The organism is Glaciecola petra (genome assembly GCF_031846345.1).
Classification (GTDB): Bacteria; Pseudomonadota; Gammaproteobacteria; order Enterobacterales; family Alteromonadaceae; genus Glaciecola; species Glaciecola petra.
This window is the reverse complement of the sequence record NZ_JAVRHX010000002.1, coordinates 466,899-479,409: the sequence shown is the minus strand read 5'-3', so window position 1 is coordinate 479,409 and position 12,511 is coordinate 466,899. Positions and strand designations below refer to the sequence as shown.

Annotated in this window: 12 protein-coding genes; 5 read left to right on the top strand and 7 right to left on the bottom strand. The window is 41.4% G+C overall.

The annotated features are described in order from the left end of the window. Positions 1-48: 48 nt before the first annotated feature. Complete coding sequence (locus tag RM552_RS09945) at positions 49-1,080, top strand: GGDEF domain-containing protein (RefSeq protein ID WP_311368680.1); 1,032 nt, start codon at positions 49-51, stop codon at positions 1,078-1,080. A 63-nt stretch (positions 1,081-1,143) separates the two neighbouring features. On the opposite strand, the gene RM552_RS09940 is transcribed toward RM552_RS09945, so the two are convergent. The 3 genes from RM552_RS09940 to RM552_RS09930 are packed head-to-tail and all read right to left on the bottom strand — an operon-like array spanning position 1,144 to position 4,094. After that, positions 1,144-2,130 (bottom strand): YeiH family protein, encoded by a 987-nt coding sequence (locus tag RM552_RS09940; RefSeq protein WP_311368679.1) that lies wholly within the window; start codon positions 2,128-2,130, stop codon positions 1,144-1,146. Then, positions 2,131-3,120: a TauD/TfdA family dioxygenase gene (locus RM552_RS09935; protein ID WP_311368678.1), complete on the bottom strand. Its 990-nt coding sequence runs from the start codon at positions 3,118-3,120 to the stop codon at positions 2,131-2,133. Positions 3,121-3,128: 8 nt separating this feature from the next. After that, the gene (locus RM552_RS09930) at positions 3,129-4,094 is read right to left on the bottom strand and encodes an aldo/keto reductase (protein ID WP_311368677.1); all 966 of its coding nucleotides are present in this window, start codon (positions 4,092-4,094) and stop codon (positions 3,129-3,131) included. Positions 4,095-4,201: 107 nt separating this feature from the next. On the opposite strand from RM552_RS09930, the gene RM552_RS09925 reads away from it, so the two are divergent. Further along, positions 4,202-5,569 (top strand): alpha/beta hydrolase family protein, encoded by a 1,368-nt coding sequence (locus RM552_RS09925; protein WP_311368676.1) that lies wholly within the window; start codon positions 4,202-4,204, stop codon positions 5,567-5,569. Positions 5,570-5,644: 75 nt separating this feature from the next. Here RM552_RS09925 and RM552_RS09920 read toward each other — a convergent pair whose 3' ends face one another. From RM552_RS09920 to RM552_RS09905, 4 genes are all read right to left on the bottom strand, one after another. Continuing rightward, on the bottom strand, positions 5,645-6,346 hold the full coding sequence (locus RM552_RS09920) for an SP85-like N-terminal domain-containing protein (protein ID WP_311368675.1): 702 nt from the start codon (positions 6,344-6,346) through the stop codon (positions 5,645-5,647). Between the two features lie 316 nt (positions 6,347-6,662). Next, the gene (locus tag RM552_RS09915; RefSeq protein ID WP_311368674.1) at positions 6,663-7,259 is read right to left on the bottom strand and encodes a LysE/ArgO family amino acid transporter; all 597 of its coding nucleotides are present in this window, start codon (positions 7,257-7,259) and stop codon (positions 6,663-6,665) included. Between the two features lie 25 nt (positions 7,260-7,284). Next, positions 7,285-7,524, bottom strand: a complete 240-nt coding sequence (locus RM552_RS09910) for a SlyX family protein (protein ID WP_311368673.1) — start codon at positions 7,522-7,524, stop codon at positions 7,285-7,287. Continuing rightward, positions 7,521-8,456, bottom strand: coding sequence for a WD40 repeat domain-containing protein (locus RM552_RS09905; RefSeq protein ID WP_311368672.1), 936 nt, complete (start codon positions 8,454-8,456; stop codon positions 7,521-7,523). The genes RM552_RS09910 and RM552_RS09905 overlap by 4 nt, the downstream gene beginning before the upstream one ends. A 159-nt stretch (positions 8,457-8,615) precedes the next feature. Here RM552_RS09905 and bamJ point away from each other — a divergent pair, with 159 nt between their 5' ends. From bamJ to RM552_RS09890, 3 genes are all read left to right on the top strand, one after another. Further along, complete coding sequence (gene bamJ / locus RM552_RS09900) at positions 8,616-9,380, top strand: BamJ family beta-barrel-assembly machinery protein (RefSeq protein WP_311368671.1); 765 nt, start codon at positions 8,616-8,618, stop codon at positions 9,378-9,380. Between the two features lie 75 nt (positions 9,381-9,455). Then, positions 9,456-9,938: a transcription elongation factor GreB gene (gene greB, locus RM552_RS09895; protein WP_311368670.1), complete on the top strand. Its 483-nt coding sequence runs from the start codon at positions 9,456-9,458 to the stop codon at positions 9,936-9,938. 19 nt (positions 9,939-9,957) lie between these two features. Next, positions 9,958-12,291, top strand: coding sequence for a Tex family protein (locus RM552_RS09890; protein ID WP_311368669.1), 2,334 nt, complete (start codon positions 9,958-9,960; stop codon positions 12,289-12,291). Positions 12,292-12,511 lie beyond the last annotated feature (220 nt).

Here is a 12,511-nt window from a genome sequence, read left to right as displayed (position 1 = left end):
TATAAGCCGATATAACTAAATGTAGATGAAAACTATTTTGGTTGTTTGGTGACCAGTTTATTAAGCAAAATTAAAGATAAAACAATTTCTGAGCGGGTTTTACTTGCACTCAGCTTTTTGTTGTTTGTATTCGTCACGCCGCCCACTATTATTCGTTTTGTTGAGCAAAACTGGACGATGGTCTTTGTCGACAGCTTTATATTGAGTAATGCCGCCTTCATTTTTTATAACACCCTTCGCGATCGCTTTATCTCATTCCTTAAATATTACATGTGTACCATCGTCTGTGTCGGCGTCTCAATGTCGGTAATGTTTGGTGGCATGGAAGTCATATATTGGATTTATCCAACCATATTAACAGCGTTTCTTTTAGTGAAGGCTAAATATGCATTTATGTATCTATTGTTCATTTGTATCTGCATTGCACCAACCGTCATTTCATCTGTTCCAGCGATGGAAGGACTAACCATTTATTTTGCGCTTTTTGGAAGCGCAGGGTTTATCAATGTATTTTCTAGTGAGCTTTCATCAGAAAATAGATCACTAAATGAATTAGCGAGCATTGACCCGCTAACAGGCATAAAAAATAGACGCGAATTTGAACTAGAAGCAGATAGAGTAATTGCAGATTTCAGCGGCAATGTATCAAACGCGCTGATTATTATTGATATAGATGATTTTAAGAAACTTAACGACAGTTTTGGCCATGTGATTGGCGACAAAGTCCTGCAACAGTTTAGTCAAATAATAAATAGCATTTTACCGAAAGACGCCGCAGTTTTTCGACTAGGTGGTGAAGAGTTCGCCATTATGATGAATAATACTGAGCTCGAGTCCGCCATTAGCTTAGGAGAGCGAGTCAAATCAGCCATTGATATCGACTCCGACGATAAGCTACCTAAGTATACTGTTTCAATGGGTGTTGCCGTGCTTAAGGCTACGGAAAAACTGCATGAATGGACTGAACGAGCAGACCAAGCGATGTACTACTCAAAACGAAACGGAAAAAACCAAGTCTCCGCTGAAATGCCTGATATAAAAATCCGTCGAAGTGATGCTAGTGGTTTAGGACAGGAATAAACGACAAAATCGCTCGATTACAAGGTATTTATGCTTCAAACAATCATTTTAGCGTGTTTTGTTTCACATGAATTTAATAAACGCTAATACCAAGGCAGCAATCCACAAAGTTTCTAGCACTAAAATGATAATAGGTTTTACGCCTACTTCGGTAATTTGAGCAAAGTTTGATTTCATACCGATTGCAGCAATAGCAATGACCAAAGCAAAACGTGAAATATCAGTCGCATACTGCGTAACTTGTTGCGGAATATCAATCAGACTGTTGAGAGTCATTAGGCAGATAAAGGCTATAAGAAAGCCAGGTATACCTGGTGGTTTGGAGTCTTTTGTAGTATCAAAATTGAGTCGTAATACCAATAAAATGCACAGTACCACCGGCATCAATAAGGCCACTCTCACTAGTTTTGTTAGGGTCGCCAAATCACCTGCTTGCTCAGATACCGAATATCCCGCACCCACTACTTGTGCTACATCGTGAATGGTTGCACCTAAAAAAAGACTTATTTGCCTTTCGTCTAATCCAAGTGTTGTAGCCAAAATCGGGTATAACACCATGGCTATCGTCGAAAGGCTCGTCACGCCAATAATCGTTAAGAGTGTATCTCGGTCTTTGTCTTTTCCGTCTGGCAAAACTGCTGAAATAGCCATTGCCGCTGATGCTCCACATATGCCAACAGAGCCCCCCGTCAATACGCCAAAACGTTTTGTTAAACCTAATACTTTCGCTAAGCCAATACCTACAAATATGGTCGAGGCAATCGCTACAACAAGTAAAATACCTGTCTTCCAACCCATGGTAATAAGGTCGTTAAAAGCAATGCGTAAACCTAATAAAGCAACGCCAATACGAAGTATATGACACGCTGTAAAGTCGATACCCAATTTACATTTTGGATCGTTATAAATGAACGACATAGCAATCCCTAAAAGTAGGGCAAAAAGCATCGCAGGTGCACCATAGTGCTCGCTCAAAAATAATGCCGCCAATCCTACAACAACAGACATTGCTATGCCTGGCAACATACTTTTAGCTTGTGTTAGCAACATTTAGTCCATCGCCAGAGCAACAAGCACTTGTCGTTTACGTTCTCCAGCAAAAGGTTTACGACCATGCATTGTCATATAATTGTCGACTAATGCTAAATCGCCATCTTGCCATGGTAAATCGAAGGTAAACTGCGCGGCCAAAGAAGCCACCATCTCAAGACCACTTGCAGGTATATGAGAGCCATCACCAAAAGTAATCGCACTTGAAGGATCTTCTTTAACGCCTTTCCAACCCATATAAGCTGCGATTAATTGATTATAAAATACCTTTTTCTGATTGCTTAACTTAACGACGGCCGGTAAACATGGCGTTGTTGCACGCAAGCTATCATCGTCTTTCCACTCCCAAGAATAACCCAGTTCAAGCAATTTGGATTCTGCTTGCATTTTTGTTTCAACACTTAGGGTGCTTTTCCAACTGCGACCCTGCCCGCTGTCATGATCATCTAACAAAGGCATTTGTGTCGTATATTTTAAACCTTTATTTTCAAAATCAGCGGCTAAGGCTGGTGACCTCTCTTGCAAGGCTTCAAATAATTTGTCAGAGCGACATAAAGGGGTAGCGCCACCCTCATCGGCACTACTTTTACAAAAGAAAAATATTTTAGAAGGTGATATTGGCGTTTGTGCCATTTCGTGATGTAAATATATTTCTACATCTTTAGGCGCTTCGTTTGCGGTAAACACACGTTTAGTGAAGTTGATTCGCACCGCATTTGACAACGATTCTTTATAGGTAAAATTAGGGTAATCAAACGCGTTCGAAAACTGGTCAAATGTCTCAGCGGAATTTAACGGAAAACCTCTAAATAAAATAGCACCTGACTCTTTGAGTTTATCTTCTAATTGCTGTTTATTTTCTCGTATCCACTGTTCACATTGTTCTAGGGTACTTAGCTGTTGCTCGTTACAAATAACCGCCGGAAATACAGAATCTCCACAATCTAACTGATGTGCGACTTCAACAAACTTTAGGGCCGAATTGCTCATATTAATTCCTAATCATATATCGGGTTAAAAGTATTAAATGCGGCTTCGCAAAAGTCGCCCGGATCATTAAATCGTCGATTGATATTTAAAGCGTCAATAGCTGACATTTCGTCATCACTCAAAACAAAATCCGCAATATCAAGATTCTCTTTTAAGCGCTCTGGCTTAGTGGTTTTTGGAATAATCGCATTGCCACGTTGAATGCCCCATCTCAAGACAATTTGCGCGGGTGTTTTGCCCAAGCGATCAGCGGCAGCTACAACAACACTTTGTTCAAGCACTGATTCGTTCGCACCTGCCATATCCAATTCCAGGTATGAAAGCGCTCCTAATGGCGAAAACGCCGTTACCTGCAAGCCATAGTCTTTCGCTAATCTAATTAGCTTTTGCTGGGTCAAATATGGATGGCTTTCAATTTGTAGCATACTCGGTTTTACCTTTGCGTATGACATTAAATCGTGAAGCAAGCCTGTATTGTAGTTGCATATACCAATCTGTTTACTCAAGCCTTTATGATAAAGCGCTTCCATCGCCTGCCATGTTTCACTTAAGGGTACTTGCGCCCTTTCTAATCTGGGCGCAGCGCCGCTCGGATCAAATAACCATTCTGGAGGGTAACGTTCTTCAAAAGGTACAAATTTTTGTGCAATAGGGAAATGAATAAGATAGAGGTCAACATAATCGAGCTGCAAATCGTTTAAGGTTTTTTGTAAGGCAAGTTCAACATGTTCTTTAGCATGATAGGTATTCCAAAGCTTTGAGGTCACCCATAATTCTTCACGCGTACATAGCCCGTCATCTATTGCGCGCTTTATGCCATTTCCTACCTCAACCTCGTTTCCGTAATCACACGCGCTGTCTAAATGTCGGTAACCAACCTTGATAGCATTGTATACCGCATCAGCACATACTGCTTTGTCAATTTTCCATAAACCAAAGCCTACGGCCGGAATTGTCTTGTATTGTTGGGTCATTTTGTTACTCTGTTTCTTTAATATTATGTCTTATATAAGACTTACAATAAATTATGTTCCATGTATTGTCAATTGATAGCCTTTGACAAGTGCATTTAGGATACCAAATGAATACTTATTTTTGCATTAGAGCACTTATTATTTCTATTCAAAGTTCATTATTGCTTATAAGTAGTTTTGTTCATGCCAACAACCACATTGATTTCATTCGCCCTGATGCGCCAGAATTAGCCGCCTATGGCGAGCACAAAATAGGCGTAAAAACACTTCACTTTATTAATCCGAACCAAATTGATGTCTTAAATATAGATACAAATAACAATACCCTACCAACATACGATCGCCCTTTAACCATTGAACTTTGGTATCCAGCGGCTGAAACTGCAAAAGGCGATACGATACTGAAAGTCTATATGCGCGATGGAAAAAAAGTTATCAACTTGCATGGGAAAGCAATACGAGATGCCGAAAGTCTTAGCACAGAAGTAGCATTTCCGTTAGTTATTATCTCTCATGGCTATCCGGGTAATCGGTTTCTAATGGCCCACTTAGCAGAAAATATTGCCTCAAAAGGCTTTGTGGTAGCTTCTATTGACCATACTGATTCTACCTACCGTCATGTTTTACCACAAAATCAAATGTCGGATAAGGGAAATCCTCGCGCTCATTTCGCTTCTACCCTGCTAAATAGAAGCCTTGATCAAGAAGCAACATTAAATTTTTTAGCGAATGAGTCAAGCAATGCTAACTCTTTCTTACATAACAAAATTGATACAAATAATGTTGCTGTTGTTGGCTACTCTATGGGAGGTTATGGCGCTTTGATAACAGCAGGAGCAAGCGTTAACCCTGCGTTAGTGTCATCTCCAATTGCGCCTCCACAAAAGCTACTTTCGATTTTTACTGAGTCTAGTCCTAAGCAAGCTCAGCGCCCAGACACCAGAATTAAAACCATAATTACATTTGCGCCATGGGGTAAAAATCATCAGGTTTGGGAAGATAGTTCATTGGCAAAGGTTAGCTTACCCTCGCTAATTATTGGTGGTTCGCTGGACGACGTGTCTGGCTATGAAAATGGTATACGCGCAATATGGGAACAAATGACTTCAAGCACACGTGCACTGTTAACCTTTGAAAATGCTAACCATAGTGCCGGTGCTCCTATGCCAGCCCCTGAAGAGTCTTACGTGTATGATAATGATTTAGGGATTTATATTAGCGACCATTACACCGACCCCGTTTGGGACAGTGCTCGCATGAACAATATATCGCAACATTTTGTAAGCGCATGGTTAGCAGTCTATTTAAAGGGAGATGAAGGCGCTAAAGCATACTTAGCACTAACACCTGAATCCAAAGATGGGGTTTGGTCGAAAAACTCAAATGGAGAAACTACTCCAAATCATACTTATTGGCAGGGTTTCAAAAACAGAACTGCTGCTGGTTTGCGCTTTGAAACCTTAGTACCAAAGTAGTAGAAACAAGCTTAAGTAATTTTTACAAAAAAAAGGCTCGTATACCGTACGAGCCTTACATTAACCTATTAATGTTTACTTACGTCTGTGAGCAAACCCTAAACCTACTATGCCTAAACCTAACAAGACAAGTATTGAAGGTGAAGAAGCTGTTACAGTGCCAGTGCCGCCAGACAATGACATATTTAAATCCCAGTGTTGACCGCCTAAATAAGCAGGTGACCCGTTTGTGTTATAAATATCTAGCCAAGCTGAAGCGCCAAAACCAGAAGATTTATCGTTAGCCCCATCACCCACTTGCAAAACTGGCTTGCCAGTTGGATCTGTTGGGTTAAGTGGATCAGCGCCAACTAAGAGAATATTGAACATATCGCCATTTGAAAACGAAATAGTCCCTTGAGTGACTCGCGTGTAAAAATCCCAATCAATACCATTGCCACCGCCATTATAATCGGGCGTACCACCATTTTTGTAATGGGCGTAATTGTCAGCAAAGCCGCCAAAGGTGATTTCGATGGTTGCAAGCAAACCGCCGCTATTCAACGCAGTAGCGCTTAATATTGCCTGAGTATTATCAACGGTTAAGGTTGACCCGTCTTGGAAATCAAAATATTCACCACAACCCGCGTTATTGTATCTATTAGTCCATAAGCCGTGGGGGGCGCTACCACAATTTACCGTTGGTGTGCTTGATACATCGTATATCATTCCGGCATTTGAGAATGCACTGGCAAGCAATACGCTCGCTATTGTTAAAACTTTAATACTTCTAAACATTGTTCTTCCTTTAATGTATTTTCATAATTAGATGATGAAACTTCCCCCTGTAGAGGCGATAAGCATAATCTATGCCAATGGAAAATATTGTTTACATATAATGAGTTATATCTAGAGTGAAAATATTTTTATTGATAATGTAAAATATGCTGACACTAAAAAACGACATGATTTTTTGATTTTCCGGTGAGCTCTTAATCAATAATGAAGGGTAATATTACGCAAGCCAATAAAAAATTTCCCTAAAACTATCGCAAGCAAACAACACGCGTCTGCTCGTAAAAGCATAAGGTTGCTTTTACAATTGTTAGTGAACCTAAGCGATAAAATATAGCTGTATGGCTACGAACGCTAAAATAAGACCAATCACGGTATCAAATGCTCGCCAGCGAGCAACAGAAGTCAGCATAATATTTAGTTTTGGCGCAAAAAAAGATAAACAACTAAACCAAAGGACTGATCCGACACAAGCCCCCGCTGCAAACCATTTGGGCTCTGCTTGCATCGCGCCAATATTTCCTAACAAGATGACGGTGTCTAAATAGACATGTGGATTCAATAAACTGATTGCTAGGGCGGTTAAGAATGTCTTTTGCCATGCTTGCTTTGTGGCACCCGACGCATGCAAACCTGAACTTCCATCCCATGCTCTTTTGAATGCACCTATTGCTAAGTAAGACAACAATAAAATACCGCCCCATTTTAAAAATGGTTCAATACTTGGTATCGCTGCATTAATTCGTTGTGCTGCAAATACACCAATTACAATTAAAAACACATCACATAACATACAGGTGCCCGCAACAATTAGCCTATTAGCGCCTGCCATACTTTGACTTAACACCCAGATATTCTGTGCACCAATAGCCACAATTAGACTTAAACCAAGTCCGATACCGGATAAAAAAGACATATTTATTTCCATCAATTGCGCAGACTCAATAATGCGGTGGTAATTCAGTTTGATTAGGATCCGCTTGCTCTGACGGTGATAAAGCATTTAGCTTTTCTATAATCGCAGCCACTTTGGCCTCAAGCGACAACACTTTTTCAGACTGGCTTATAATCACCTTATTCAAAGACTCTATGGTATCTTCCTGGTACGCCACTTTTACCTCTAAAGATTCAATAATGTCGTTCAAAGCATTGACTTGCGCCTGAGATACGTCCTGACTCACTCCTTTAACTCCCACTTTTCTATATTTCCACTACTTGAGACAGACACCGCCTCATCATCAACAAAATTAACCGCATATACTACCGCTGATTGCGGGCCGGGGCCATCACTCGCAGCAACTCGCCATTTTTGCAAGAGTTTACCACTTTGCGTATCCCATAAGCTCATTTTCTTAGAAGGCCCTCCAGTTAATAAATAATTACTGTCTTTTGAAAAACTAGCACTGGTGAATATCAGTTGGCGCTCTATAAAGTGTAAGCGTGATACTTCGTCACCGCTTTGTGCATCCCAAATTTGCGCTTTGTCTTGCGTATCGGAGGTAAACAAGTACTTAGCATTTTGATCAATCAACACTTTAGAAACTCGATGTGGGTGATCAAACACATGTATAATTTGCGCGCTGTCGGTATCCCATAAATACGCTTTGTAATCGTTGCCGCCAGTCAGGGCGTATTTGCCATTTGCCGACAAATCAACCGTATTTATTTTTTCTGTATGCGCCAGAAACTCTAAACGACGTTCAGTGCTGGGTTCAAAAAACATAACACTGCCATCTGCTTTCCCTATCAGCACCGCACGGCCATTGTTAGCAACAGCAATATCACGGATTGTGGATTCTTCAACTCGCCAAAATCCCACTGGCTCGCCCGTTGCGATTTCCCAAAGTGCAAAAGCTTCATTGTCAGAAGTGATGACATAATCGCCATCTCTTGAAAATTTTACATTATCAACAAGATTGAGTCCCTCACCCTGGTGTCGCCAAGAATAAAGTATTTCACGGCTGATTAAATCGTAAACTTTAATTGCTCCACTCACTTGTGAAACAACCGCTAGTTGTTTTTCTGCATGTATATCAGCAGCATAAGCTCCATCTTCCGATAAATTTTCGCGACTAATTGGGGTAGATTCGGGTATTGAGCATGCACTCAGCATTAAGACTGATATAATAAGACAGCCAAACTGGTAAAATAATTTGCAAGTATTATGCGTCAAGGCTTTCACTTTATGGTTAAGGGCATTAACATAGCGCAAGTATAAACGATGATATATTAAAAACACTATTTAAGCTGAAAGATGTTTAGGAGACAGTACATGAAAAAGGCTTCACTAGCCCTAGTTATTGGCGCAACTTTATTGGTTAGCGCTTGTGGCAGCGATGATAAAACAGAAAAAGAAGCGCAAGCTGAAACGCCTGCAACTCAAAGTGAATATGCCACTGAAGCGCAGCAAAACTCATATGCAATGGGTGCTGCTATGGCAAACTTTGCTAAGGATCGATTTGAACAAGCCGAAGAAGCAGGGATAGAAGTCGACTATACTGCGCTGGAAGCAGGTTTTACCGACATTCTTGCCGGTACATCAGCGTTTAGCGAAGAAGAAATTAAAAACTTAAACATAGCGGCTGACCAAAAATTCAGAGCGGCACAAGAAGCAAAACTTGCAGCTGCTTCGGCAACATCGAAAGCCGATGGAGAGGCGTTTTTAGCAGCAAATAAAGACAAAGAAGGCGTAGTCACTACCGAATCAGGCTTACAATATATGGTAATTCAAGAAGGTAATGGCGCAAGCCCTGCAGCAGCCGACACGGTGAGTGTGCACTATGAAGGAACATTGACTGACGGCACGGTATTTGATTCGTCAATAGAACGTGGAACCCCTGCTAGTTTCCCTCTAAACCGAGTTATTAGCGGGTGGACAGAAGGCTTACAGCTTATGCAAGTAGGTGCCAAGTATCGTTTCTTTATCCCTAGCGAATTAGGATATGGATCACGTGCTGCAGGCAAAATACCTGCACATTCTGCGCTAATATTTGATGTTGAGCTACTTGAAGTTACACCGGCGACTCCTGCAGAATAAACATTGCAAAAATACACTGTTAAAAATGCTAGCCATGTTGGCTGGCATTTTGTCGTTTTGTATTAAGCTTATTGTATGAGAACACCGCTTTTAACTGTAAAAGGTGCGACCCGTCTTAGAGAAGAACTAGACCACTTATGGCGTGTCGATAGACCTGAAACAACTAGAAAAGTCACTTGGGCCGCTAGCTTGGGTGATCGTAGTGAAAATGCAGATTATCAATATAATAAAAAACGCCTTCGTGAAATAGACAGACGTGTACGCTATATTCGCAAGTCACTCGAAAATTGCAAAATTGTGGAATACTCTCAGCAACAAGAAGGATTTGTATTTTTTGGTGCCAGTGTCTGTGTTGAAAATGAATTTGGCGAAAAAAAACAGTTTCAAATAGTAGGCTATGATGAAATTTTTGGCCGCAAAAATGCTATTTCTATCGACAGTCCAATGGCAAGAGCCTTATTAAAGAAGAAGGTCGGGGACGTTACCGAAGTAAAAACACCCGCGGGATCCATAGAATGGGAAATCCTCTCCATAGACTATACAGTAGTAAAAAATTAGATATCGGAACACAACAAATATGATTATAAATACCATTGCCACAGAGTTAGGCGCAAAAAATGCTCAAGTAGAAGCAGCCGTAAAACTCTTGGACGAAGGTGCAACCGTACCATTTATCGCGCGTTATAGAAAAGAAGTCACCCAGGGCTTAGACGACAATCAATTACGGATATTGTCACAGCGCTTAACCTATTTACGCGAGTTAAACGACCGTCGACAAGTGATCATAAAGTCAGTTAAGGAACAAGATAAACTAAGCGCCGAGCTTGAGCAAAAACTCCTAGCCGCCGACAATAAAACTGAACTCGAAGACTTATATTTACCCTACAAACCAAGACGACGCACCAAAGGGCAAATTGCCATAGAAGCCGGTTTATTGCCCTTAGCCGAGCAATTATTGGAAGATTTAAATGCTAACCCTGATGCCCTAGCAGCTAGTTTCGTTCATAAAGATAAAGCGATAGATGACACGAAAGCAGCCTTAGATGGAGCCAAATTTATTCTAATGGAGCGTTTTGCTGAAAACGCGAGTGTACTGCAAGCCGTTAGAAAACATTTGCTCGGGCAAGCTCATGTAGTCTGTGAAGTTATAAAAGGTATGGAAAAACAAGGTGAAAAATTTACTGACTATTTCGCATACTCTGAAAAGTTTTCAAGCATCCCATCGCATAGAGCTTTAGCCGTATTTAGAGGGCGCAACGAGGGCATACTGCAAGTTAGTATTGATCCTGAACCTGCCAACGCAGAGGCGAAGGGCGAAGTATGCGAACGTTTAATAAAACAAGCATTAGGCCTTCAACTGGCTACAAGTGCTCGCGACGCATGGTTACATACAGTTGTACAATGGACATGGCGCGTAAAAATAAAACAACATTTAGAAACAGAATTGTTTGCGAAGTTGCGAGAACAAGCTGAAACCGAAGCTATTGATGTTTTTGCTAAAAATTTAAAAGATTTATTAATGGCCGCACCTGCTGGGCCCAAAGTAACCTTAGGTTTAGACCCGGGTTTGCGCACAGGCGTGAAAGTAGCGGTATTAGACGAAACCGGAAAGGTATTAGCCACAACAACCATATTCCCGCATGTTCCACAAAATGCGTGGGACAAATCACTGCGTACTTTAGCTAATTTATGCAAACAACATAAAGTGCAATTGATCAGTATTGGTAATGGCACAGGTTCGCGTGAAACAGACAAATTAGTAGCCGAAATGATGAAAGCGAATAGTGACTTAGGCTTACAAAAACTGATCGTGAGCGAAGCCGGTGCATCGGTTTATTCGGCTTCTGAATTAGCCTCTAATGAGCTACCAAATATGGACGTCTCTTTGCGAGGTGCCGTGTCGATTGGTCGGCGTTTACAAGATCCATTAGCAGAACTTGTCAAAATTGAAGCCAAAGCAATTGGCGTAGGTCAGTATCAACACGACGTTAATCAGAGCCAATTGGCTCTATCGCTCGACAATGTTATTGAAGATTGCGTAAACGCGGTTGGCGTAGATTTGAATACCGCCTCACCTGCATTACTATCTTATGTGTCGGGGCTAAATAAAACCTTAGCCAACAATATTGTGCAATACAGAGACGCTGAGGGTGCATTTTCAAACCGAAAAGCATTGAAAAAAGTTGAACGCCTAGGGCCTAAAGCCTTTGAACAGGCTGCTGGTTTTCTGCGCATAATGAATGGCGATAATCCAATCGACAGGTCAGCCGTCCACCCTGAGGCCTATGAAGTCGTTGAAACCATCGTGCAAAAAGTTGGTGTGGCGGTAAATGATGTTATTGGCAACAAAGCACACTTACAACAAGTTAAACCGCAAGACCTAGTTAGCGATAAGTTTGGTTTGCCTACGGTAACAGATATTCTTAAAGAACTAGAAAAGCCTGGCCGCGATCCGCGTCCCGAATTCAAAACCGCTAAGTTTAACGAATCAGTTTCTAGCATGGACGACTTAAAGCCTGGTTTGGTGCTCGAAGGCGTTGTGAGTAATGTGGCTAATTTTGGTGCTTTTGTTGATATTGGTGTGCATCAAGATGGCTTAGTGCATATTTCGGCTTTGACGAATAAGTTTATCAAAGACCCGCGTGAAGTGGTTAAAACAGGCGATGTAGTGAAAGTAAAAGTAATGGAAGTTGATGTAAAAAGGAAGCGTATTTCTCTGACCATGCGTTTAGATGAGGACGCTGCAACTGTACCAGCAAAAAATCGCTCTACTTCGCAAAAAACACCTCATCAAAAACCGAAACATGCTCGCCAGCAAAATAATACGCATGCAGCAAAAATCAAACCCGACAATAGCAATGCTGCTATGGGCAACGCCTTTGCCGCCGCTTTTGCAAAAGCCAAAAAATAATAGGTCACCCCTTCGAATCGCCCGTCACCCCTTCGAATCGCCCGTCACCCCTTCGAATCGCCCGTCACCCCTTCGAAAGAAGGGGCCTCCAAACCCCCAATCCACATGCAAACCTTAACGGCGCGCAATCGACAATATAACCGGCTCTAGCCTTCTACCCACGAATAAGTCCACCTCATTTATATTGGCAAATAAATTCCAGCGTAATAACACAAATTGG